This window comes from Paraburkholderia sp. D15 (assembly GCF_029910215.1).
In the GTDB taxonomy this organism is placed as follows: Bacteria; Pseudomonadota; Gammaproteobacteria; order Burkholderiales; family Burkholderiaceae; genus Paraburkholderia.
This window is the reverse complement of record NZ_CP110395.1, coordinates 1,961,239-1,984,337: the sequence shown is the minus strand read 5'-3', so window position 1 is coordinate 1,984,337 and position 23,099 is coordinate 1,961,239. Positions and strand designations below refer to the sequence as shown.

At 64.1% G+C, this 23,099-nt stretch carries 18 protein-coding genes; 11 read left to right on the top strand and 7 right to left on the bottom strand.

All coding sequences use genetic code 11. The annotated features are described in order from the left end of the window. Window positions 1–101 precede the first annotated feature (101 nt). Entirely contained in the window at window positions 102–539 is a 438-nt protein-coding gene (locus LFL96_RS08535) for a carboxymuconolactone decarboxylase family protein (protein ID WP_281000130.1), read from the top strand. 3 nt (window positions 540–542) lie between these two features. On the opposite strand, the gene LFL96_RS08530 is transcribed toward LFL96_RS08535, so the two are convergent. Continuing rightward, a complete protein-coding gene (locus LFL96_RS08530) occupies window positions 543–2,111 on the bottom strand; it encodes a methyl-accepting chemotaxis protein (protein WP_281000128.1) in 1,569 nt (522 codons plus the stop codon). A 268-nt stretch (window positions 2,112–2,379) separates the two neighbouring features. Between LFL96_RS08530 and LFL96_RS08525 the strand changes: the two genes are divergently transcribed. The 3 genes from LFL96_RS08525 to LFL96_RS08515 all read left to right on the top strand — a co-directional run bounded on the left by LFL96_RS08525 (window position 2,380) and on the right by LFL96_RS08515 (window position 6,296). After that, window positions 2,380–3,654, top strand: coding sequence for a hypothetical protein (locus tag LFL96_RS08525; RefSeq protein ID WP_281000126.1), 1,275 nt, complete (start codon window positions 2,380–2,382; stop codon window positions 3,652–3,654). A gap of 228 nt (window positions 3,655–3,882) precedes the next feature. After that, entirely contained in the window at window positions 3,883–4,992 is a 1,110-nt protein-coding gene (locus LFL96_RS08520) for a porin (RefSeq protein ID WP_281000124.1), read from the top strand. A gap of 251 nt (window positions 4,993–5,243) precedes the next feature. Continuing rightward, the gene (locus LFL96_RS08515) at window positions 5,244–6,296 is read left to right on the top strand and encodes a nucleoside hydrolase (RefSeq protein ID WP_281000122.1); all 1,053 of its coding nucleotides are present in this window, start codon (window positions 5,244–5,246) and stop codon (window positions 6,294–6,296) included. Window positions 6,297–6,389: 93 nt separating this feature from the next. Here the strand turns inward: LFL96_RS08515 and LFL96_RS08510 are convergent, their stop codons facing one another. Continuing rightward, the gene (locus tag LFL96_RS08510; protein ID WP_281000121.1) at window positions 6,390–7,316 is read right to left on the bottom strand and encodes a LysR family transcriptional regulator; all 927 of its coding nucleotides are present in this window, start codon (window positions 7,314–7,316) and stop codon (window positions 6,390–6,392) included. A 63-nt stretch (window positions 7,317–7,379) separates the two neighbouring features. On the opposite strand from LFL96_RS08510, the gene LFL96_RS08505 reads away from it, so the two are divergent. After that, a complete protein-coding gene (locus tag LFL96_RS08505; protein ID WP_281000119.1) occupies window positions 7,380–8,756 on the top strand; it encodes an NCS2 family permease in 1,377 nt (458 codons plus the stop codon). Window positions 8,757–8,918: 162 nt separating this feature from the next. After that, on the top strand, window positions 8,919–10,031 hold the full coding sequence (gene add, locus LFL96_RS08500) for an adenosine deaminase (RefSeq protein WP_281000117.1): 1,113 nt from the start codon (window positions 8,919–8,921) through the stop codon (window positions 10,029–10,031). A gap of 93 nt (window positions 10,032–10,124) precedes the next feature. On the opposite strand, the gene LFL96_RS08495 is transcribed toward add, so the two are convergent. Continuing rightward, window positions 10,125–10,985 carry a LysR substrate-binding domain-containing protein gene (locus LFL96_RS08495; RefSeq protein WP_281000115.1) on the bottom strand — a complete coding sequence of 287 codons (861 nt, stop codon included), beginning with the start codon at window positions 10,983–10,985 and terminating at the stop codon, window positions 10,125–10,127. A gap of 162 nt (window positions 10,986–11,147) precedes the next feature. On the opposite strand from LFL96_RS08495, the gene LFL96_RS08490 reads away from it, so the two are divergent. The 5 genes from LFL96_RS08490 to LFL96_RS08470 all read left to right on the top strand — a co-directional run bounded on the left by LFL96_RS08490 (window position 11,148) and on the right by LFL96_RS08470 (window position 15,755). Next, the gene (locus LFL96_RS08490; RefSeq protein ID WP_281000113.1) at window positions 11,148–12,548 is read left to right on the top strand and encodes a DHA2 family efflux MFS transporter permease subunit; all 1,401 of its coding nucleotides are present in this window, start codon (window positions 11,148–11,150) and stop codon (window positions 12,546–12,548) included. A 289-nt stretch (window positions 12,549–12,837) separates the two neighbouring features. After that, window positions 12,838–13,770: a LysR family transcriptional regulator gene (locus tag LFL96_RS08485; RefSeq protein ID WP_281000111.1), complete on the top strand. Its 933-nt coding sequence runs from the start codon at window positions 12,838–12,840 to the stop codon at window positions 13,768–13,770. A gap of 85 nt (window positions 13,771–13,855) precedes the next feature. After that, entirely contained in the window at window positions 13,856–14,035 is a 180-nt protein-coding gene (locus tag LFL96_RS08480) for a hypothetical protein (protein ID WP_281000110.1), read from the top strand. Between the two features lie 241 nt (window positions 14,036–14,276). Then, window positions 14,277–15,356, top strand: coding sequence for a glycosyltransferase family 2 protein (locus LFL96_RS08475; RefSeq protein ID WP_281000108.1), 1,080 nt, complete (start codon window positions 14,277–14,279; stop codon window positions 15,354–15,356). A 177-nt stretch (window positions 15,357–15,533) separates the two neighbouring features. Further along, window positions 15,534–15,755 (top strand): hypothetical protein, encoded by a 222-nt coding sequence (locus LFL96_RS08470; RefSeq protein WP_281000106.1) that lies wholly within the window; start codon window positions 15,534–15,536, stop codon window positions 15,753–15,755. Between the two features lie 116 nt (window positions 15,756–15,871). Here LFL96_RS08470 and LFL96_RS08465 read toward each other — a convergent pair whose 3' ends face one another. The 4 genes from LFL96_RS08465 to LFL96_RS08450 form a co-directional block, all read right to left on the bottom strand. Then, window positions 15,872–17,176, bottom strand: coding sequence for an MFS family transporter (locus LFL96_RS08465; RefSeq protein WP_281000104.1), 1,305 nt, complete (start codon window positions 17,174–17,176; stop codon window positions 15,872–15,874). Between the two features lie 262 nt (window positions 17,177–17,438). Continuing rightward, window positions 17,439–18,962, bottom strand: coding sequence for a SpoVR family protein (locus LFL96_RS08460; protein ID WP_281000102.1), 1,524 nt, complete (start codon window positions 18,960–18,962; stop codon window positions 17,439–17,441). Between the two features lie 203 nt (window positions 18,963–19,165). Next, window positions 19,166–20,437, bottom strand: coding sequence for a YeaH/YhbH family protein (locus tag LFL96_RS08455; RefSeq protein ID WP_281000100.1), 1,272 nt, complete (start codon window positions 20,435–20,437; stop codon window positions 19,166–19,168). Between the two features lie 127 nt (window positions 20,438–20,564). Further along, window positions 20,565–22,487 carry a PrkA family serine protein kinase gene (locus LFL96_RS08450; RefSeq protein ID WP_281000098.1) on the bottom strand — a complete coding sequence of 641 codons (1,923 nt, stop codon included), beginning with the start codon at window positions 22,485–22,487 and terminating at the stop codon, window positions 20,565–20,567. Between the last annotated feature and the right edge of the window lie 612 nt (window positions 22,488–23,099).

Genomic DNA, 23,099 nt, shown 5'->3' with positions numbered 1-23,099 from the left:
CCTGAAAATAGACAAAACCGGTCATTTTTCAAAGCCAGTCGGGCGACTATTCTTCACTCATCGCATCGACGCATGCGCCCCAACCCACTCAGGAGTGAATCATGCAACAACGTCTGGACTTCTATAAAGCCAACCCCGCCGCGATCAAGGCCCTGCTCGGCGTCGAGGAGCGCATCGGCAAATCGGCGCTCGACAAATCGCTGACCGAACTGGTGCGCTTGCGCGCGTCGCAGATCAACGGCTGCGCGTATTGCGTCGACATGCACGTCACCGACGCCCGCAAGGGTGGCGAAACCGAACGCCGTCTCGCGACCGTGGTGGTCTGGCGCGAAACGCCGTTCTTCACCGACCGAGAACGCGCCGCGCTCGAATGGACCGAAGCGCTGACGCTGGTGTCGCACGAACACGTGCCCGACGCAGTGTGGGAAACGGTGCGGCCGCATTTCAGCGACGAAGAACTGGTCGACCTGACGCTGCTGGTATCGGCGATCAACACGTGGAACCGCTTCGCGATCGGCTTCCGCAAACTGCCGGCGTGAACGCTACGCCCTACTGAGCGTCCGGTCGCCCGCCACCTTGAACGCGGCGGTCAACTCGCTGAGCTGCCGCGCCTGATCCGCGAGCGAATTCGCGGTGGCCGCGCTTTCCTCGACGAGCGCGGCGTTGTGCTGGGTCACCTCGTCCATCTGCGTGACGGCGAGGCTCACCTGCTGGATGCCGTCGCTCTGTTCCTGCGATGCCGCCGCGATCTCGCCGACGATCTTCTCGACGCGGCCGATCGCCGCCTCGATCTCCTGCATCGTCGAGCCCGCCTCGCCGACCAGTCCCGCGCCGCTCTCGACCCGCGAGGTCGATTCCGCGATCAACGCGCCGATCTCCTTCGCGGCGGCCGCCGAACGTTGCGCGAGACTGCGCACTTCGCCGGCTACCACCGCGAAGCCGCGCCCTTCCTCGCCCGCGCGCGCCGCTTCGACCGCCGCGTTCAGCGCGAGGATATTGGTCTGGAACGCGATCCCCTCGATCGCGGTGATGATGCCGGTCATCTTCGACGACCCCGCGTGAATCACCCGCATCGTCTCGACCATGCTGCCCACCGACGCACGGCCGCGCGCGGTCATCTCGAACGCCCGGCGCGCGAGATCGCTCGCGTGTCGCGCATTCTGCGCATTGAGCTGCACCGTTGACGTGAGCTGCTCCATCGCCGCCGCGGTCTGTTCGAGCGACGCCGCCTGTTCCTCGGTGCGTTGCGACAGATCGAGATTGCCCGCGGCGATCTGCTGGGTCGACGAGGCGATCGAATGCGAACCGGCCCGCACCGTGGTGACGGTCGCGCCGAGCCTGTCCTGCATCGCGGCGATGCCGCGCAGCAGCGTCGCCATTTCGTCGTTCGAGCGGATCGTCACGCGCGTGGTCAACTCGCCGGCGGCGATGGCGTCGAACTGATGCAGCGCATCGCGCAGCGGCGCCATGATCGCGCGGCGCAACGTGCGCCAGCTGAAGAATGCGACCGTCAGCCCCACCGCCACGCTGCCGATGCACGCGTACAGCAGCGTGTGAAACAGCGCCGCCGAGCGCTCGCTCGCGTCGCTCGCCTGGCGGTTCAGATAGTCTTCCAGCGCGCCCTGGCTCGTGTTCATCGCGGTGTATAGACCGATCAGATGGGCGGCACGGCGCTCGTCCATCCAGCTCGCGTCGCCGCTGCGAATCGCGGCAATCAACTGGTCGATGCCGTCGCGCCGCACGGCGGTGCGGCGCGCGTCGAGGTCGTCGGTCAGGCGTTGCAGGTCGGGCGTTTTGGGCAGATCGCGGAACGCGTTCCACCACTTGTCCGAGTCGGACAGCAGCAGACGCGCACGTTCGAGTTGCGCGTTCAACTGCGGCGAGTGCGGATTGCTCATCGCCCAGTCGAGCCCGAATCGCGCCCGCGACATCGCCGTGCCCGACTTGCCGAGCGCCACCACCGACGCGAAATGCACCGTGTACGCGTCGCGCTGCGCGGCGTTGCTTTCGTCCATGCCGAGCATGCCGAGCGCGCCGGTCGCGATCAGCAGGACACCGAGAAACGCGATGGTGATCGCGATACGCAGATTGATGGTCAGGTTTCTGGTCATGGTCTCGCCGGTCGTTCGCCCGTTTTGGTCTTGTCGATACGGTCGTGTTCGCCCATTTTGTTTCACCTATGGACTTAACAACCGTATATGGAAAGTATAACGAGGGATAACGGCAGCAAAAAAAACTTTTGAAGCGCAGCGTGCAGCTCGGGCGCAACGACGACCGGGAAATGTCTGCTTTTCAAAGCGGGCTCGAACTGATCCGCGAGGCACCGGTTCCTATCGATGTGCACCGCCACGTCCCGACAACCATCCGAGAGGTTTCAACATGTCAGTTCAGGCATCCGGCCATCGTTACGGCACCGTCGCCACGTCGCGAGATACATCCGGTTCGACCGGCAACCTGCGCCTGCTGCGTGCGTTGGCGAAGGAATCGATGCGCGGTGCGCCGCCGGGCGCCGCCGATTTCGAGGCGCAGCAGCAGGACGCCGGGGCGAAGATCGCCACGCTGTCCGCCAAAGAGCAGGACTACTACCACGGCGCGCAGGCGGCGCTGATCGCGAAATACGAATGCGCGACCACCACCGCGGAACGCGACGACGTCGAGCACGTCTATCGCGCCTTCGCGAAGACCCTCGACGCCGCCTGCCGGGCGGAACAACACGACCCCGCCAGGCGGACCCAGAGCCGCTTCAATCTGCCCTATGGCGCACAGTGTCTAGGCGACGAAGGCAAGCGCCTCGGCGCGCGGCTCGAACGCTATCGCGCGAAGTTCAATCACACGGCCAATCCCCACGTGCGCGCGGCTGAACTCAGGGCGGCGGCGCACGTCAGGCAGGAAATGGAAACGGAAATCGGCCAGCGCGCGCGCCAGAAACTCGACGATGTCCAGCGCAGCGAGGACGAAGCGCGCGCAGCCGTCGATGCCGCTTTCAACGCGGCGAAGACCATCGAATCCGGCGACCCGTACGATCGGGAAATCGCTTTCACACGGCTGGAGTTTTTCGCGCAGCGGGCCTTCGCGTCGCCCGAGACCGCCCAGGCATTCAAGGCCATGCAGCAACAGGACCCGGAAAAATTCGCGGTACTGAAGCAATGGGAAGCGGACGTGCAGGACAAAACGAAATGGGCGCAGGGCAGTATTGCCAGCGATCCTTTCCGGCGCTCGTTTCCCGTCCCCGACGTACCGGCCGGCTACCTCGGCGTCGATGAAAACACGCTGCCGGCAGCCCACTACGGCGAGACCCTGCTCGATCGATACCGGGCCCGTTGCGCAGACGTGAAAAACGCGCACACGCTCTATCACGCCGCCATCGAACGCGGTCCCATCAAACAGGCCTACATCGCCTCGGTCATGCCGCCTAAACCCGAATGGCAGCAGGAACTCGAGGAAGCGCTTGGCCGGGTGCTGCTTTCTCCGATCCCGTTCGGTGGCGTGCTGGCGAATCTGTTCGGCCCTAAAAGCAACATGTCGCCTTCGTTGCGTGCCGGCCTGAATATCGTCTGTGGCCTGCTCGGTGGAAACGGGCCGGGTCTGCTCCAGCGGTTTCCGCTGTTCGGACAGAAGATCGCGGATAAGCTGCAGAACGTGTCACGAACCTGACGGTGTGGCCGTGCGCCGGCCGTTCTGGACGCGCACTCGACGCGTTTCGCCGCGTCGAATGCGGAGTTTCCGGCACCGGGAGGCGTCGGCCGGCCGGTTTTAAAATAAATTAAATTGATGGAACCATAAGAAAACAACATTATTTTTATAGCAGCGAGCTTCGTATAGTCGAGCCCAGTTCGAATCCGCGCCGCGTCCGGCGCCTTCACTTCCCGCTACTGGACCACGATGAAACTACTCAAGTTCGCCCCTCTCGCGATCGCCGGCGCGCTTTCCAGCGCCGCGCACGCGCAAAGCAGCGTCACGCTGTACGGCCTGATTTCGGCGGGCGTCGGCTACGCGACCAATCAGGGCGGCAAGAATGCGTGGCAGGCGCTGTCGGGCACCGACCAGAATCCGCGTTGGGGATTGAAGGGCATCGAGGATCTGGGCGGCGGCACCACCGCGATCTTCCAGCTGGAAAACGGCTTCAACGTGATGACCGGCAACGCCGCGCAGAACGGCCGCGAATTCGGCCGCCAGGCTTTCGTCGGGCTCGCGAACAAACGCTACGGCACGCTGACCTTCGGCCGCCAGTACGACACGGTGCACGACTACGTGGGCCCGGTGATCATCGCGAGCAACGGCGTGAATATCGGCGACAACGACAACGGCTATAACGACATTCGCGTGCAGAACGCGGTGAAATACGTGAGCCCGGACTATCGCGGCCTGCATGCCACCGCCGAATACGGCTTCAGCAACGCCACCGGTTTCGCCAACAACAACGCGTACAGCTTCGGCGCCGGCTATGAGAACGGTCCGCTGAAATGGAGCGTGGTGTACGCGCAGTACAACAACCCGTACAGCGCGACCAACCAGGACGGCGCGATCTCGAACGACTACGCGTCGTCGCTGCTGATCTTCGCGAAGAGCGCGCTGCATCCGGCCGCATACGCGAGCAGGCAGCGCATCTTCGGCACGGGCGGTTTCTACACGGTGGGCGCCGCGCAATTCGCCGCGCTCTTCACCGATGTCCGCTACGATTATCTCGACGGTTCGCATCTGCGCTTGCAGAACTACAACCTGAACGTGAACTACCACGTGACGCCCGCGTTCATTCTCGGCGCCGCCTACGCGTTCACCGACGGCAAATACGACGTGATCAACACGAGCCCGAAATGGCATCAGGTTAATCTGCAGGCCGACTACTTCCTGTCGAAGCGCACCGATATCGCGCTGACGGTGATCGCGCAGCAGGCCGCCGGCGACGCGCAGCACGCGCAGATCTTCGCGTATGCGCAGTCCACCGGCATCCGGCAGATGATCGCGACGGTCGGCATGCGTCACGTGTTCTGACGACCACTACAGGGTTGACCATGACGATGAGCACGACGACCGCTCGATGCGCGGAAGCCGAAGATGGAGCCGCAGCGACCGCAGCAGCAGCAGCAGCCGCAGCCGCAGCAGCCGCAGCCGCAGCAGTCAATTACGAAGCCACGGCCGCCACGGCCGCCGGAACGGCGACACGACACCGCCGGCCGCGAAGCGAACGCCGCGCGTTCCTGCGCACGGCAGTCGGGTTGGCCGCGGGCGCATCGGCGTGGCCGATGCTGTCTAACGCGGCGACCTCCGCATCGCCTGCGGTCGTCACGAGCGCCGCCACGCCCCAGAACCCAGCCGAAGCCTCCAGCTCGACGACCGCCACGGCCGACACCACTCGCCGCACCGTGATCATCGATTGCGATCCGGGCCAGGACGACGCGATCGCGATCCTGTTCGCGCTCGGCGCCGCCGACCGCCTCGACGTGCGCGCGATCACCACGGTGGCCGGCAACGTGCCGCTCGACCTGACGGAGCGCAACGCGCGCATCGTGCGCGACTGGGCCGGACGCACGCACTCGCTGCCGGTCTATGCCGGCTGTCCGCGTCCGCTCACGCGCGAGCTGATCACCGCCGCCAACGTGCACGGCAAGACCGGTCTCGAAGGCGTGCCGCTGCATGAGCCGCTGGCGCCGCTCGCGCCGCAGCACGCGGTGGCGTTCCTGATCGATACCCTGCGCGCCGCGCCGCCGCACAGCGTGACGCTGTGCGCGCTCGGGCCGCTGACCAATCTGGCCAGCGCGCTGATCGAAGCGCCGGAGATCCGCAACGGCATCCGCGACATCGTGCTGATGGGCGGCGCGTTCTTCGAACGCGGCAACATCACGCCGGCCGCCGAGTTCAACATCTATGTCGATCCGCAGGCCGCGCAGGTGGTGTTCGAGAGCGGCGTGCCGATCGTCGTGCTGCCGCGCGACGTCGCCGTGAAGGCGCCGATCACGCCCGCCCGCATCGCGCCGTTCCGCGTGCCGGGCAAGCGTTGCAGCACGATGGTCGCCGACATCATGGCCGCCGAGGTCGCGTACCAGAAGGGACGCCGCGGCATCGAAGCCGCGCCGATGTACGACCCCTGCGCGACCGGCTACCTGATCGCGCCCTCGCTGTTCAAGGGACGCGAGGTGAACGTGGTGATCGAAACGACCGGCGAATGGACGCTCGGCGAAACGGTGGTGGACTGGAGCGGGCACAGCGGCCGCAAGCCGAACGCGACGTGGATCACCGAGGTCGACGCGGACGGCTTCTACGCCGCGTTGCAGGCGCGCGTCGCGACGCTGCCCTGAGTGAGACGCGCAGCTACACCCGCGCTCGCCCGCATGCAACGCGCCCACGCCCTCGCGATTACAGTCAGGCGCCGCGTCATCGCGCGCTCCCGCTCAGATCCGCGCGACGAGCCACTCGCGGCACGCCCGCACATGCGGACCGCGATCTTCGCCGTCGAGCGAGACCAGGGCGATCGAGCGGGCCACGCGCGGTTTGTCGAGGCGCAGCGCGATCAGTTCGGCGTCGTGCAGATGCATGGTGTAGAGGCTCGGCAGCACGGCGATCGCGAGACGGTTGCGCACCAGTTCGTACAGCGGTTCGGTGTACTCGACGCGATACGCGACGTTCAGTTGCAGGCCCTCGGCGCCGCCCGTGCGTTGCAGCGCCTCGCTGACGCTGCCGCGCACGAACGCGGCGAGATCGCGCCCCACCAGTTTCGCCCACGCGAGGCTCTTTTTCTGAGCGAGCGGATCGTCGCGCCGCACCACCACGACGATCTGATCCTCGAACAGATCCTGGTAGCGCAACGCGGCGTCGCCGTCGCGCTCGGTGGCGGGCGCATCCGGTTCGTGCACGCCGATGCCGAAGTCGACCGCGCCCTCGCGCACGGCGGCGAGCAACGCGGTGTTCGGCATGTCGTTCAGCGTGAAGCGCAACGACGGCTGTTGCACGCGCAACGAAGCGAGCGCGGGCAACAGCCGCGCCGCCGCCGACGGAATCAGGCCAATGCGCACCGTCTGCACGCGTTCGGCGAAGGTGCTGGCCATGTCGTCGAAGGTGCCGCGCGCCTGGTTGAGCAGGCGTTCGGCGAGCGGCAGCACGCTGGCGCCCGCATGCGTGAGCGTCAGGCGGTGCGCGGAACGCGCGAACAGCGGGCCGCCGAGCAGGAATTCGATCTGCCGGATCGCCGCGGTCAGCGCGGGCTGCGTCAGCGCGAGCGACTGCGCGGCCTGCGTGAAGCTGCGCGCGTGCGCGAGCGTGACGAAGTACTGGATTTGCCGCAACGTGAGCGCGGGCAGCAGGGACGAACGGTCAGTCATGAGAAGCAAGGCGGAAGCAATGCGTCGACGCAATGCGCAGCAGTATAAATGGCAGGTAACAGGATGAATCAAGTGATCGACAACCCCACCTCAAAGCCCGCGACGCCTCCGCTCGCGGCACCCGCGCCGCGCGGCTGGCTCGAACGGCGCTTCGCGCTCGCCGAGCGCAAGTCCAGCGTGCGGATCGAAACCATCGCCGGCATCACGTCGTTTCTGGCGGCGGCTTATCTGCTGGTGGTGATCCCGTCGCTGCTCGCGGCCGGCGGCATGGACCGCGGCGCGGCCACCACCGCGACGATTCTGGTGTTCGTGCTGAGCACGCTGTTGATGGCGTTCTACGCGAATCTGCCGTTCCTCGTCGGCCCTGGCATCGGCGGGTCGGTGATCGTCGGCATCACGCTCGCGAGCGAGCATGTCGGCTGGCAGACCGGGCTCGGTATCGCCACCGTGTCCGGCGTGCTGTTCCTGATCCTGACCCTGATCGGCGCGCGCAGTCTGGTGATGCGGTTGATTCCGGCGCAGATCAAGCTCGGCCTCGGCGCGTCGATCGGTCTGTTCATCGCGGTGCTCGGGCTGCGCAATGCGGGCATGGTGGTCGCGAATGCGAAGACCAACGCGCTCGCGCTCGGCGATTTCTCGCGTCCCGGCACGCTGGTCGCGCTGATCGGGCTCGGCGCGGCGGTGTTGCTGCAAGGCCGCCGCGTGCCCGGCGCGATCCTGTGGGCGATCCTGATCGCGGCGGGCGCCGGCGTGCCGCTCGGCGTCACGCATCTGCCCGCTTCGTTACTGTCGTGGCCGCACAGCATCGCGCCGATCGCATTCAAGCTCGACCTCGCGAGCGCGCTGAGCGTCGCATCGATTCCGTATCTGTTCGTATTTTTCGCGGCGGAATTTTTCTCGACGCTCGGCACCACGCTCGCGGTCGGCGCGAAGGCCGACCTGCTCGACGAGCACGGCAACCTGCCCAACATCAACCGGCCGTTCCTGGTCGACTCGATCGCGGCGACGCTCGGGCCGGTGTTCGGCATTCCGGCGCTGACCGCGCTGGTCGAATCGGCGGCGGGCGTCGAAGCCGGCGGCCGCAGCGGTCTCTCGTCGCTCGCGGCGGCGGCCATGTTCGCACTGATGCTGCTGTTCGTGCCGCTCGCGCTGGCGATTCCGAAAGAAGCGACCGCGCCCGCGCTGATCCTGATCGGCCTGTCGATGTTCAGCACGATCCGTCACGCGCATTTCGACGACTTCACCGACTCGCTGCCGGTGCTCTCGATGGTGCTGCTCACGCTGATGTCGAACAGCTTCGGCACCGGCATCGCCGGCGGCCTGCTGTGCTACGTGCTGGTGAAGCTGCTCGCGGGACGTTTCCGCGACGTGCCGTGGGGCCTGTATGTGCTCGCCGTACCGCTCGGCTATTACTTCTACACCGTGGTGAAACCGCATTGACGCTGCGTCGATGTTGCGTCGATCCCGCGTCGATCGCGTGAGCGCAGCATCGACCTCGACACCACTGAATGACCGGCGCGCTCCGTACGATCACGCGCCGGACGTCGTTGACCTTGCCTTCGCACTACACTCAGTTTTGCGCACTACCGAAACCATACCGACATGAAAGAGACACTGGGCAACGTGCCCGCATCGCGCCTCGGCATCACGTTGACCGACGCGCATCACGCGTTCTTCGCCGCGCTGCCGAAGGTCGAGTTGCATTGCCATCTGCTGGGCGCGGTCCGTCACGAGACGTTCATCGCGCTCGCCGAAAAAAGCCGCGCGCCGATCAGCCGCGAGGAAATCGATTCGTTCTACACGCGTGGCGAAAAACCGGTCGGCGTGCTGCGTGTGCTGCGCGCGCTGGACGAACATCTGCTGACGCAGGCCGACGACCTGCATCGCATCGCCTACGAATATCTCGCCGATGCCGCCGCGCATCAGGTGCGTCATAGCGAATTCTTCTGGAACCCGACCGGCACGGTGCGCGTGTCGAAGATCCCGTATGCGGACGCGCAGGCGGCGATCGTCGCCGCGATTCGCGACGCGGCGCGCGATTTCGGCATCAGCGCGCGGCTGATCCCGAGCATCGACCGCGAAGCCGATCCGGACGAAGCCGTCGCGCTGGTCGAGTGGATGCGCGCGCATCGCGCCGACGAAGTGGCGGGTCTGGGCATCGACTACCGCGAGAACGACCGGCCGCCGGAGCTGTTCTGGAAAGCGTATCGTGACGCGCGCAACGCGGGCTTCAAGACCACCGCGCACGCGGGCGAGTTCGGCATGCCGTGGCGCAACGTGGAGACCGCCGTCGATCTGCTGCACTGCGACCGCATCGACCACGGCTATACGATCGTCGACAACCCGGCGCTCGCCGCGCGATGCGCGGAGCGCGGCATCGTGTTCACGGTGGTGCCGACCAATTCCTACTATCTGCGCACGCTCGCGCCGGACGTGTGGGCCGAACGGCATCCGTTGCGGCGCATGCCGGAGCTCGGCCTGAAGATCCATCCGAATACCGACGATCCGACGCTGCACAAGGTGAATCCGAGCGAAGCATGGCAACTGATGTTCAGCCACTTCGGCTTCGGCATCGCGGCGTTGCGGCAGTTCATGCTGAACGGGATCGACGGTGCGTGGGTCGACGAGACGACGCGTGACGCGTGGCGCAAGACATGGGCGACGGAGTTCGATCAGCTGGCGGCGGCATTGCCGGAGTCACGACGAAGCGAGTGACGTCGCCCCGTGACGTCACAGACCGTCACGCCCGCCCGTCAAGCCTTCGCGTCGCGCTAACCCGCGACGCGAAGACGCTCACCGTCGCTCAGCTCACTCGCCGATCCACGACCCGCGCAGATCGCTGTCGTGGAGAAGCTGCATCAACGTGCCCGCCGGCCGGCTCAAGCGCCGCGCCGCGAGCGCGATGAATTCCACCGACGGCAACGCGGGCAACGCCGCCGCATTCACCGGCGGCGCGAGCCCGCGCGCGGCCAGATACTGCGGCCGCACGGTGATGCCCAGACCGCCGCGCGCCGCCGCGATACAACCCGAATGGCTGCTGCTCGTGCACACCAGTTGCCAGCCGATGCCCGCCTCGGCGAGCGCATCGAGCACGACCGCGCGCGTCACGCTCGGCTCGGCGACCAGGATCAGCGGCAACGGCTGACTCAAATCGACCAGCGTGCCCGGCCGTGCCAGCCATTCCAGCCGCCCGGTGAACAGCGGCACGCCACGCCGGTCGCCGATGCGGCGCTTGCCCACCAGCAGGTCGATCTCGCCCGCGTCCAGCAACTCGTACAGCTTGCCGGTCATACCGATGGTGATTTCCAGTTCGACGTCCGGATGCGCGTCGCGGAACGCCGCCAGCACGGCGGGCAGCGGCCCGAGCGCGACGTCGTCCGACGATCCGAGCCGCACGCGTCCCTTCAGGCGCGGCGCGCGGAACTGCGATTCGGCGCGTGCAAGCGCCTGCAGGATCACGGTGGCGTGCGCGAGCATCGCTTCGCCGTCGGGTGTCATCGCGAGGGAATGGGTGTCGCGCACGAACAGGCGCCGGCCGACGTTCTCCTCGAGCCGCCGGATGTGTTCGCTGACGCTCGACTGCGTCAGATCGAGCCGCCGCCCCGCCTCGGTGAAGCTGTGGCAAGCCGCGACGGTCGCGAAGGTCTTGAGCCAGATGGGATTGAGCATGCGGGCATTGTCGCGCTGCTTATCGGCATTGTCGATAACAGTCACAGTTCCTAGTGGGGTTCCCGATTGACGGGGATGTCAATATCATGACGTTACGCCCCCACTGAATCGCCCCGAGGCCGCGCGTCCCAGCCCCGCGCTCCGCCTTGCCGCCCCATCGCCATGACCAAGGATTCCGCTCAGACCGCCCTGCTGTGGATCGTCGCCGCCGGCTTCTTCATGCAGTCGCTCGATACGACGATCGTCAACACCGCGCTGCCTTCGATCGCGACCAGCCTGCACGTCGCGCCGCTCGCGATGCAGCCGATCATCATCGCGTACACGCTCACCATGGCCATGCTGACGCCCGCGTCCGGCTGGCTCGCCGACCGCTTCGGCACGCGCCGCGTGTATTTCGCGGCGATCCTCGTGTTCGTGCTCGGCTCGGTATGCTGCGCGAGCGCGCATACGCTCGGCGAACTGGTGCTCGCGCGGGTGCTGCAGGGCATCGGCGGCTCGATGCTGCTGCCGATCGGCCGGCTCGCGGTGTTGCGCAGCGTGTCGAGCGAACAGTACGTGTCGGCGCTCGCGTTCATCTCGATCGCGGGGCAGCTCGGGCCGATCGCCGGACCGACGCTCGGCGGCTGGTTCGTGCAGGACATGACATGGCACTGGATCTTCCTGATCAACGTGCCGATCGGCATGATCGGGCTGTACGCGGTGCAGCGTTATCTGCCCGCGCATGGCGAGACCCAGGCGCCGCCGTTCGACTTCGTCGGCTGCGGGCTGCTGTCGCTGTGCATGATCGCGTTCTCGCTGGCGATCGAAGCGCCGTTCGCGAGCCATCGGGCCGCCTGGGCCGCGGCGCTGTTCGTGCTCGCGGCAGCCAGCGCCCTCGCCTATATTCCGCATGCGCGGCGCCGTAGCAATCCGCTTTTCAAGCTGGCGCTGTTCGGCGAGCCGAATTTCAGCGTCGGCCTGATCGGCAACCTGGTGTGCCGGATCGGCTCCAGCGCCGTGCCGTTTCTCGTGCCGCTGCTGCTGCAACTGCAACTCGGCTATTCGCCGCTGCACTCCGGCCTGATGATGCTGCCCGCCGCGCTCGCCGGCACCGTCGCCAAGCGCTGGATCGCGCCGCTGATCCGCCGCTACGGTTACGACACCTTCCTGCTCGTCAATACGTTGATCGTCGGTTCGTCGATCGTTGCGTTCGCACTCATCTCGCGCGGCACGCCGCTCGTGGTCGAAATCGCCATCCTCGCGGTGTTCGGCGCGGCCAACTCCATGCAGTTCGCCGCCATGAACAGCGTCACGCTCAAGGACCTCTCGCACGAAGACGCGGGCAGCGGCAACAGCCTGTTTTCGATGGTGCAGATGCTCGCGATCGGCCTCGGCGTGTCGATCGGCGGCGGCCTCGTCAATCTGTTTTCCGCGCAGTGGGGGTCGGCCGCGCTCGGCTTCCGCCTGAGCTTCGCCTGCGTCGGCGTGATCACGCTGGTGTCCGCGTGGATCTTCCGGCAACTCGACGAAGCGCCGCTCAAGCCAGCCATGCGCGCGCAGCCGACGCATAGCGCGGGACGGTAAAGCGCGATTTCACGATAAAAATTTGCGTTATCCCGGTCTTCTCTTCCTGCGAATCTCGAATATGCCTTAAGCATGATGAGAGTCGCATGTCTTCGTATTTCACGCGCGTGCCTGCCTTTTATCGAGCCCTCGCGCGGTTGACGCGGTAGCTTCGCTGTCCTTCCAGTCATGACACGACATCATCGATCCGCCTTACCTGGCGGGCTTTCCCGCCGCCAGGGCGTGAAATCCAACGGGGTTTCGCGTTAGCATGTCGTGCATGAATGCATACATAACAAAGGGATAAGCGATGCCATTTGACGAGCGCATGCTGAACGGCATGGGCGTTCTGACGGCGATCGTCGATTGCGGCAGTTTTGCGGCAGCCGGCGAAGCACTCGACATGTCGCAATCCGGGGTAAGCCGCTCGGTCGCGCGGCTCGAAGCGCGGCTCGGTATCCGCCTGTTCGACCGCACGACCCGCTCGGTCACGCTGACCGACGAAGGCCGGCGCTTTTACGAACAGATCGTGCCGCTGCTCGGCGGCCTGGAAGAAGCGGCGGCCTCGGCCACCCAAGGCGCGAGCGCGGTACGCGGACGCCTGCGCGTGAACATGGACCCGTTCTTTTCGCGCCTCGTGCTCGGGCCGCGGCTCGGCGGATTCATCGACAAACATCCGGATCTGCAACTCGAACTGATCACCCGCGACCAACTCGGCGACATGGTCGCGGACGGCTTCGATCTCGCGATCCGCTTCGGCGAACCGCCGCTGTCGACGCTGATCGCGCGCAAGCTGCTCGACACCCGCATCCTGACAGTCGCCGCGCCTTCGTATCTGAAGAAGCACGGACATCCCGCCACGCCGACGGATCTCGAAACGTCGCGTCACGTCTGCATCAAGTTTCGCGATCCGCTCACCGGCTATCCGTTCAGCTGGGAGTTTCATCGTGGCCGCAAGAAGATCGTGCTGACACCGCAAGGCCCGTTGACCGTGAACGATGTGGGCACCTTGCATAGCGCGTGCGTCGCAGGCCAGGGCGTCGCGCAGATTCTCGCGCTCGGCGCGGAGTCGCTGCTGACGAGCGGCAAGCTTGTCGAGCTGTTTCCCGATTGGGGCGACGAGGTGTATCCACTGTATGCGCTGTATCCGTCGCGGCATCATCCGCCGGCGAAGGTGCGGGCGTTCTACGAATTCGTCGTGTCGCTGACGGGCGGCGTGAAGAGCGCCGAAGCGGTGGCCTGAACGAGTGCGAGGGTGTTGGGGTTCACGCCGTCGCCGGGTCTGCGGCTTGCTCCACTCATGAGGTCTTCCACTGAAGGAGCGCATCATGAGCGAAAACCAGAAGCAGACCCAGGCCGAGCCGGCCGACCTTGAACATCCGCAACCCGCCGTGCACAGCGACAACGAAAAGAGCAAGCTGCCCGAACGCGACGATGCGCGCCGCGATCAGTCGCCCGCCGACCGTCCAGGAAAAAAACCCGGCGAGGGCGAACCGTCGGTCAGTTGAAATATTTCGCGTCCGGTCCTGATCGACGAGCTGGAGCGGCTTTGCGGCGTTTTCGCGGCAAAGCCGCATGATTCATTCCTCGGCAACGGGCTTTCATAAGCCAAACATTTTTTCCTGATTTTTACCGATTATTTTTTCGGCACGATGGACTAATTTGCTGCTTGCAGTGCGGGTCGCACCCTGCGACCCAGCGGCCGCCCGACAGTACCGCCCTTAACGAACAACAAAGGCGACGTCCATCATGTCCATCTCGTCCGACTCTCCGCGCGCCAAAGTCTCGGTGTGCCTGCCGACCTGCCATCGCCCCGAACTGATCGTGCAATGCATCGATTCGTGCCTCGCGCAAAGCTACGGCAACCTGGAAATCGTGATCGGCGACGACTCGCGGGACACGCGCACCCAGGAACTCATCGCAACGCGTTACGCCGACGAGCCGCGCATCCGCTACACGCTGAACCGGCCGCCGCTCGGCCAGGCGCGCAACGTCGCGAGTCTGTTCGAGCGCGCGAGCGGCGACCGGATTCTGCTGATTCACGACGACGATCTGCTCACCACGGACGGCATCGAAAAACTCGCGTCGCTGTGGCAGCAGCATCCGCAACTGGATGCGGCATTCGGCGATCAGTACGAGGCCGATCACGACGGCGCGATCGATTTCGAGGGCAGCCGGCGTTTGAATACCGCGTTCCGGCGTACCCGCGAAGCCGAAGGTCTGCAGACGCTGCCCGGCCGGACCGGTCTCGTGCAGATGTTTCCGAACAACGGCTGGATGGCCGACGCGCGGCTCGTGAAGCGCATCGGCTATCCGGATCAGCATGGCATGTGCTGCGATTTCGTGTTCGGCGCCGAGCTGTGTCTTGCCGCGCGCGAGGTGTTCTATCTGCACGATTACGTGTCGGTGTATCGCAAGACGGCCACGTCGGTGTCGCATAGCACGCGCGGCACCGCGCTCGCGGCGACCGTCAGCGCGTACGCCTATGTGAAATCGCTGACGCTGCCGGCAGCGCTGGAAGCGTCGCGTGTGCTGGCGTTGCGGCGGCTCGCGCCGATCGTCGTGTCGGTGCATGCGCGCAATCGCGAGGCGCGTGCCGGCTTCAAGGTCATGGCCGCGCATCTGTTCGCGTATCGCTACGGATTGAGCACGCGGTTCTACTACCACCTGCTGATGCTGCTGCGCGGTGCGCTCCATTTTCGTCCGCAAGCGGTCGCCGCGGCAGCGGTCGCGGCGGTGGCGGCCGCGCCTGCCGTCGCCGCGGAACCGGCTGCCGTCGTGAAGGAACTGGTCTCCGAACTGGTCGCGGAACGCTCGGAGCCGGTGTGAGTTTGCGGGCTTGCTGCGCGTGGCCGTTCCGGTTGCGTTCTCGCCTGGGTCCGCGTTTGCGTCTTCGTTTGCGTCATTAGCAAACGCGTATTTGTTGCTTGGTGCGGCGCGCGCCGTTGGCTACGATGACCTCGACGATGAATTCGAAGCGCCATCATCAGCCCGAGGGAATTCGCCATGTCCGAGAGTGCCTGTTTCAAGCCGCGTGTGATCGAACCGGTGGTCGTCAATCAACCGGAAGGACTGGGACTCGCGGTCGAGTTATGGCTCGCGCATCCCGTCGACGGCATCGCCGGACGCGCGGTGCAGATCCATCTGCGTAGCGACGCGAAGATGGCGCAGGCCGAAACGTTGCGTGATCTGTTGCATGCATTGGGCACGGAGATCGTGGTGGCGTAGCCATGAAAAACGGCGACCTTCTGCTCGAAGGTCGCCGTTCGCTTCTTATTGCCAGCGTCGCGTTGCGGTCAGGCAAGCGTCCGGCTCATCGCATTCAAACTTTCGCGATGCGTGGATCAAGGCTCGTGCCGCAGATACCCTTCCTTCGACGGATCGCGCATGCGCAGCGACACGAGGCCCGAGATCGCGCACAACGCGGTGACGTACCAGAAGAAGGCCGTCTCGCTGCCGATCGACTTCAGCCACAGCGCCACGTATTCCGCCGATCCACCGAAGATCGCGTTGGCCACCGCATACGAGAGCCCGACGCCGAGCGCACGCACTTCCGGCGGGAACATTTCGGCCTTGATCAGACCGCTGATCGACGTGTAGAAACTGACGATCGCCAACGCCACCACGACCAGCGCGAACGCCGCGTACGGGCTCGCCACGTCCTTCAGCGCGTGCAGCAGCGGCACCGTGCCGATGGTCGCGAACAGGCCGAAGAACAGCATCGAACGACGGCGGCCGATGCGGTCCGACAGCGCGCCGAACGCAGGCTGCATCAGCATGTAGACGAACAGCGCGGCGGTCATCACGTTGCTGGCGGTTTTCGCGTGCATGCCGGCCGTGTTGACCAGGTACTTCTGCATGTAGGTGGTGAAGGTGTAGAAGATCAGCGAGCCGCCGGCCGTGAAGCCGACCACCGTCAGGAACGCGCCCTTGTGCAGCCACAAGCCGCGCAGCGTGCCCGCCTCCTTGCGCTGACGCGTTTCGGCGGTGGTGGTTTCGTCGAGCGATTTACGCAGATACAGCGCGACCAGTGCGGCCAGCGCGCCGATCACGAACGGCACGCGCCAGCCCCACGCCTTCAGTTCGTCGGCGGACAAGGTCTGTTGCAGGATCACCAGCACCAGCAGCGCGCACAACTGGCCGCCAATCAAGGTCACGTACTGGAACGACGCGAAGAAACCGCGCCGGCCCTTCAGCGCCACTTCACTCATATAGGTCGCGCTGGTGCCGTACTCGCCGCCCACCGACAGCCCCTGAAACAGGCGCGCGATCAGCAGCAAGGCCGGCGCGAGCGCACCGATCTGCGCGTACGTGGGCAGCACGGCGATCACGAGCGAACCGCCGCACATCATGAAGACCGAGACCATCATCGCGGTGCGGCGGCCGTGCTTGTCGGCGAGACGGCCGAAGAACCAGCCGCCGATCGGCCGCATCAGGAAGCCGGCGGCGAACACGCCGGCGGTATTGAGCAACTGCGTGGTGGTATTGCCGCTCGGGAAGAACGCCGGCGCGAAATACAGCGCGCAGAACGAATACACGTAAAAGTCGAACCACTCGACGAGATTGCCCGACGAGGCGCCCACGATTGCGAGAATGCGGCGCCGGGTGTCGTGAGCCGAAGCCACGTTTTGGCTGGATAGGTCGGTCATGCTGTTGTCGTTCCTTGTCTGTAAGCGGAAATAGCGGTCGTGGCGCCGCCTTCACACGCGCACGCCGAGGGGCCCGGCGCAAGCGTGGGCGAATTTTACAGAATTGCAAGGAGAAGATGGGTTTTTGTCAGGCGCGTTTTCGATGCCTGGGGCGGTGGCGTGAGCGACTTGCCGGATTTGAGCCACGTCCGCGCGACTGGCAAGAAAAAACCAGCCCGTGAGCTGGTTTTTTCCTTGGACTCGATCAAGCGCCCAGGCGGCCTCAAACCCGCACGATCGGCGGCACGTACCGGCATTCGTAGCGTTTGCGCACCGTGCCGTTTTCATCGACGCTTTCCAGATACACGTCGAACTGCCACAAACGCGCCATGTGCTTGAGCACTTCATCGCTATCCGGCGACAGATGCCGGTTGTCGCTCATGAAATGCCGCAGCGTCAGACTCCGGTCGCCGCGCGTATTCACCGCCCACACCTGAATGTTCGGCTCGCGATGATGCATGTCGTACTGCCGCGACAACGCCTGGCGCACGTACTGATAGCCGCTGTCGTCGTGAATCGCCGAGACTTCGAGCGCGTCGCGCATGTCGTCGTCGAGCACCGAGAACAGCCGCATTTCACGAATCAGATGCGGCGACAGATACTGCGCGACGAAGCTCTCGTCCTTGAAGTTACGCATGGCGTAGTGCATGGCCGGCAGCCACGGACTGCCCGCGAGCTCCGGGAACCAGCGGCGGTCTTCTTCCGTCGGCGCTTCGCAGATGCGGCGAATGTCGCTCATCATCGAAAACCCGAGCGCGTACGGGTTGATGCCGCTGTAATACGGCTTCGTGACGGGCGGCTGGTAGACCACATTGCTGTGCGAATGGAGGAACTCCATCATGAAGCCGTCTTCCAGCTTGCCCTGGTTGTACATCGTGTTGAGCAGCGTGTAGTGCCAGAAGGTCGCCCAGCCTTCGTTCATGACCTGAGTCTGCCGCTGCGGATAAAAATACTGTCCGACCTTGCGCACGATGCGGATCACCTCGCGCTCCCACGGCTCCAGCAGCGGCGCATTCTTCTCCGCGAAATACAGCAGGTTTTCCTGCGGCTCGGGCGGATAGCGCTCCTCGATTTCCTCAGGCAAAGGCGTATGCCGCGTCGGCAGCGTGCGCCACAATTCATTGACCTGCGATTGCAGATACGCCTCGCGTTCGCGCCGCGCGGCGAACTCCTTCTCCAGCGAGAGCTTCTGCGGACGCTTGTAGCGGTCCACGCCGTAATTCATCAGCGCATGGCACGAGTCGAGCAGTTCCTCGACGCGATCGAGCCCGAAGCGCTCCTCGCACTCGGCGATGTAATTCTTCGCATAGACGAGGTAGTCGATGATCGCGTGCGCATCCGTCCACAAGCGGAACAGATAGTTGCCCTTGAAGAACGAGTTGTGCCCGTAGGCCGCATGCGCGATGACGAGCGCCTGCATCGTCATCGTGTTCTCTTCCATCAGATACGCGATGCAGGGATTCGAATTGATGACGATCTCGTACGCGAGCCCCATCTGCCCGCGGCGATAGCTTTTCTCGGTCGAGAGGAAGTGTTTGCCGAACGACCAGTGACGGTAGTTCACCGGCATGCCGACGGACGCGTACGCATCCATCATCTGTTCGGCGCTGATGAGTTCGAGCTGGATCGGATAGACGTCGAGTTCATATTGCTCTGCAACACGGGCAATATGCGAGTCGTACTCTTCGATCAACTCGAAGGTCCAGTCGGACGGGCACGGCAGAGGCCTTCTATCGGCTACGTTCATACGGACTTCCCTTTGCCTTTCAATGGGCGTTCCGGTGTGTCCCCGTGCTACAGCGATGTCGACTGCTGCGGCAGCGGCGAATCCTGACGATTACGCTACTGCCCCGGCATGCCCCGACGCCTGCTGCTGCGGCACGCCTTTCATGCGCGGCGATCGGGTCAGCTATCCCGCACCGCGCGCTTTTCGGCTCAGGCGCTTCGCTGTCATGAAGTCGCCACCTGCTTTTCGAACAGCTCGCGGAACACCGGGTAGATGTCCGCCGCCGTCTCGACCTTCTTCATCGCCATATGCGGCTGACTCAACGCCAGTTGCGCATATTCGAGCCACAGGTTCTGCTCTTCGGGCGCCACCTGAATATACGCAAAATAGCGCACCTTCTCCAGGATGTCATCCGAGAGTATCTTGCGGCACTTCGGCGAATCGTCAGTCCAGTTGTCGCCGTCCGACGCCTGCGCGCCGTAAATGTTCCATTCGGTCGGCGAGTAGCGGTCTTCCATCACCTTCTGCATCAGCTCCAGCGCGCTCGAGACCACCGTGCCGCCGCTTTCGGTCGAATGAAAGAACGTGTCCTCGTCGACTTCCTCGGCGCGCGTGTGGTGGCGGATGAACACCACCTCGATGCGCTCGTAATTGCGCTTGAGGAACAGATACAACAGGATGAAGAAGCGCTTGGCGAGATCCTTGCGCTGCTCGTCCATGGAACCGGACACATCCATCAGACAGAACATCACCGCCTGGCTCGACGGCGTGGGCTGCTTCACGCGATTCACATAACGAAGATCGAACGGATCGATGAACGGAATCCGCCAGATGCGGCCGCGCAGGTGGTGTATCTCTTCCTCGAGCAGTTTGATCTCTTCGCGGCGGTCGTCGGGATCGGCCTTCATCACCTCCAGTTGCCGCTCCATCTCGCGTAACTGGTTGACGAGCGGCGCACCCAGCGCGATGCGGCGTCCCAGCGCGCTGCGCAGCGAACGGACCACGTCGATGTTGTTCGGCGTGCCTTCCGCCGCCCAGCCCGCGCGGATGCTTTTCCACGTCGGCACGGCCATCAGATGGGTTTTGACGAGACGCGGCAGTTCGAGGTCGTCGAAGAAATACTGCATGAACTCTTCGCGGCTCAGCTCGAACACGAAGTCGTCCTGCCCCTCGCCTTCGTTGCTGGCCTGATTGCCCCCGCCTCCACCGCCGCCGCCTTGCGGACGCTGGATCTTGTCGCCGCGGATGTAGTCGGCGTTACCCGGGTGCACCATCTCCCGCTTGCCGCCGGGGCCGTGACGGAACGACGGTTCCGCGATGTCCTTGCGCGGGATGGTGATGCTCTGGGTGTTCTGGATATCCTTGATGCTGCGGTCGCGCACCGCTTCCGAGACGGCGCGACGGATGTAATTTTTGACGCGGCGCAAAAAACGCTCGCGATTCGCAATGCTCTTGTTCTTGCCTGCCAACCTGCGGTCGATGATTTGATGAAGCACGCCCGGTCTCCATTGTCGATGGGAGTGAGCGCGTCAGCGCCCGCTCCCACGCCACTCCGCATGTCGATGGGAGTCGGCGCTCAGGGCGCCCGCGCGGCCGGGCCGCGCGGGCGGCACGCAGTGCGAATCATGACGACTTGCGCACGCGCAGATACCAGTCACACAGCAAGCGGACCTGCTTCGGCGTATAGCCTTTCGTCACCATGCGATTGACGAAGTCCTCGTGCTTGCGCTGCTCTTCCGCCGAGCCTTTGGCGTTGAACGAGATCACCGGCAACAGTTCTTCCGTGTTCGAGAACATCTTCTTTTCGATCACGACGCGCAGCTTCTCGTAGCTGATCCACGCGGGATTCTTCCCCGCATTCGCAGCACGCGCACGCAGCACGAAGTTCACGATCTCGTTGCGGAAGTCCTTCGGGTTGCTGATGCCCGCGGGTTTCTCGATCTTCTCCAGTTCGGCGTTCAGCGCCGCGCGGTCGAAGCTCTCGCCGGTGTCGTGGTCGCGGAATTCCTGGTCCTGAATCCAGAAGTCCGCATACGTCACATAGCGATCGAAGATGTTCTGACCGTATTCGGAGTACGACTCCAGATACGCGGTCTGAATCTCCTTGCCGATGAACTCGGCGTACCGCGAGGCCAGCACGTCCTTGATGAACGACAGATACTTCTGTTCGGTTTCCGGCGGGAACTGCTCGCGTTCGATCTGCTGTTCGAGCACGTACATCAGATGCACCGGATTGGCCGCGACCTCGGTCGAATCGAAGTTGAACACGCGCGACATGATCTTGAACGCGAAGCGGGTCGACACGCCGGTCATCCCTTCATCGACGCCCGCGAAATCGCGGTACTCCTGATACGACTTCGCTTTCGGATCGGTGTCCTTCAGATTCTCGCCGTCGTACACCTGCATCTTCGAGAACAGGCTCGAATTCTCCGGTTCCTGGAGACGCGTGAGCACCGACATCTGCGCCATCATCTTCAGCGTGCCCGGCGCGCACACCGCATTCGCCAGCGACGAATTACGCAGCAGCTTCTCGTAGATTTTCACTTCTTCGCCGTAGCGCAGGCAGTACGGCACCTTCACCACGAAGATCCGGTCGAGCAGTGCTTCGTTGTTGCGGTTGTTGCGGAACGCCTTCCATTCCGACTCGTTCGAGTGCGCGAGAATCACGCCGTCGAACGGAATCGCACCGAAGCCTTCCGTGCCCTTGAAGTTGCCTTCCTGGGTCGCGGTAAGCAGCGGATGCAGCACCTTGATCGGCGCCTTGAACATTTCGACGAACTCGAGCAGCCCCTGATTCGCGAGACACAGGCCACCGGAGTAGCTGTATGCGTCCGCGTCGTCCTGCGCGTACTGTTCGAGCTTGCGGATATCGACCTTGCCGACCAGCGACGAGATGTCCTGATTGTTTTCGTCGCCCGGCTCGGTCTTGGCGATACCGATCTGGCGAAGGATCGACGGGTAGCGGCGCACCACGCGGAACTTGCGGATGTCGCCGTTGTATTCGTGCAGGCGTTTCACCGCCCACGGGCTAAGAATGCTTTTCAGGTAGCGGCGTGGAATGCCATATTGTTCTTCGAGAATCGGGCCGTCTTCCTCGTAATCGAACAGACCGAGTGGCGACTCGTTGACCGGCGAGCCCTTGATCGCGTAGAACGGCACGCGTTCCATGAGCTGTTTCAAGCGCTCCGCGATCGACGATTTACCGCCGCCGACCGGGCCCAACAGATACAGAATCTGCTTCTTTTCTTCGAGCCCCTGGGCCGAGTGCCGGAAGTAGGCGACCACCTGCTCGATCACCTCTTCCATTCCGTAGAACTCACGGAATGCGGGGTATACCTTGATGACCTTGTTCGCGAAGATACGCGACAGGCGCGGATCGTTGCGAGTGTCGATCTGTTCCGGCTCTCCGATTGCCGTCAACATGCGTTCGCCAGCCGTGGCGTACGCGGCGGGATTGTCTTTGCAGAGCGCGAGATACTCCTCGAGCGAGAGTTCATCTTCTCGCGTTTTCTCGAAGCGGGTCGCGAAACTGCTGTAGATATCCATGCTACCTCCTCGCCGAAGTCTAGACCGATGTCGTGCGCGGCGCGCTATTCGGAAACGACATCGCTCGAATTCATCCTAAACCCTTTTAAATTTTTTTTCACGAACTACGTTGCGAAAATCGCGCCGCATTCGCCTCCCGACATTCCTCACTAGGAAACCAACATACGACCACCTACAATCTTGCGCTCACATCGTAGCGATCGCGTGACGAAGTTTGATCGAACGATCTCACTGCTGTACCGGACGTCTTGTCTGCACGCGCACACTTTGTCGCTGAAAGCGTGGACATCATGCACGTTTTTCACACGCTGCGTTCGCTACGCCTCCCCTCTTTTTTCCTCAACGCGCGACCTGCGCGGTTCGACTACAACGCGAGCCCACTGTTACATGTTTCGTTCGCGACGCCGCGTCGAGGCTCGAACGATGTGTGTTCAACGCGTTCGTCATCGTGCAACGCATTTTGTTCCGCGCAAGATGGCAATCGCGCCATCTTGCGTGACATGCGACACATCACGCGCGACACGTTGCAACGCAAACGGCCGCCCATGGGCGGCCGTTTGCGTTGGCATGCGAAGCGTTGGTCGATGTGGCGCCGCGCGTCGCTCAGCTCAG

What these genes read in the sequence shown, in the direction of transcription:
- LFL96_RS08535 (WP_281000130.1), top strand. Translation starts at nt 102, where the DNA reads ATGCAACAACGTCTGGACTTCTATAAAGCCAACCCCGCCGCGATCAAG.
- LFL96_RS08530 (WP_281000128.1), bottom strand. Translation starts at nt 2,111, where the DNA reads ATGACCAGAAACCTGACCATCAATCTGCGTATCGCGATCACCATCGCG.
- LFL96_RS08525 (WP_281000126.1), top strand. Translation starts at nt 2,380, where the DNA reads ATGTCAGTTCAGGCATCCGGCCATCGTTACGGCACCGTCGCCACGTCG.
- LFL96_RS08520 (WP_281000124.1), top strand. Translation starts at nt 3,883, where the DNA reads ATGAAACTACTCAAGTTCGCCCCTCTCGCGATCGCCGGCGCGCTTTCC.
- LFL96_RS08515 (WP_281000122.1), top strand. Translation starts at nt 5,244, where the DNA reads ATGCTGTCTAACGCGGCGACCTCCGCATCGCCTGCGGTCGTCACGAGC.
- LFL96_RS08510 (WP_281000121.1), bottom strand. Translation starts at nt 7,316, where the DNA reads ATGACTGACCGTTCGTCCCTGCTGCCCGCGCTCACGTTGCGGCAAATC.
- LFL96_RS08505 (WP_281000119.1), top strand. Translation starts at nt 7,380, where the DNA reads ATGAATCAAGTGATCGACAACCCCACCTCAAAGCCCGCGACGCCTCCG.
- add (WP_281000117.1), top strand. Translation starts at nt 8,919, where the DNA reads ATGAAAGAGACACTGGGCAACGTGCCCGCATCGCGCCTCGGCATCACG.
- LFL96_RS08495 (WP_281000115.1), bottom strand. Translation starts at nt 10,985, where the DNA reads ATGCTCAATCCCATCTGGCTCAAGACCTTCGCGACCGTCGCGGCTTGC.
- LFL96_RS08490 (WP_281000113.1), top strand. Translation starts at nt 11,148, where the DNA reads ATGACCAAGGATTCCGCTCAGACCGCCCTGCTGTGGATCGTCGCCGCC.
- LFL96_RS08485 (WP_281000111.1), top strand. Translation starts at nt 12,838, where the DNA reads ATGCCATTTGACGAGCGCATGCTGAACGGCATGGGCGTTCTGACGGCG.
- LFL96_RS08480 (WP_281000110.1), top strand. Translation starts at nt 13,856, where the DNA reads ATGAGCGAAAACCAGAAGCAGACCCAGGCCGAGCCGGCCGACCTTGAA.
- LFL96_RS08475 (WP_281000108.1), top strand. Translation starts at nt 14,277, where the DNA reads ATGTCCATCTCGTCCGACTCTCCGCGCGCCAAAGTCTCGGTGTGCCTG.
- LFL96_RS08470 (WP_281000106.1), top strand. Translation starts at nt 15,534, where the DNA reads ATGTCCGAGAGTGCCTGTTTCAAGCCGCGTGTGATCGAACCGGTGGTC.
- LFL96_RS08465 (WP_281000104.1), bottom strand. Translation starts at nt 17,176, where the DNA reads ATGACCGACCTATCCAGCCAAAACGTGGCTTCGGCTCACGACACCCGG.
- LFL96_RS08460 (WP_281000102.1), bottom strand. Translation starts at nt 18,962, where the DNA reads ATGAACGTAGCCGATAGAAGGCCTCTGCCGTGCCCGTCCGACTGGACC.
- LFL96_RS08450 (WP_281000098.1), bottom strand. Translation starts at nt 22,487, where the DNA reads ATGGATATCTACAGCAGTTTCGCGACCCGCTTCGAGAAAACGCGAGAA.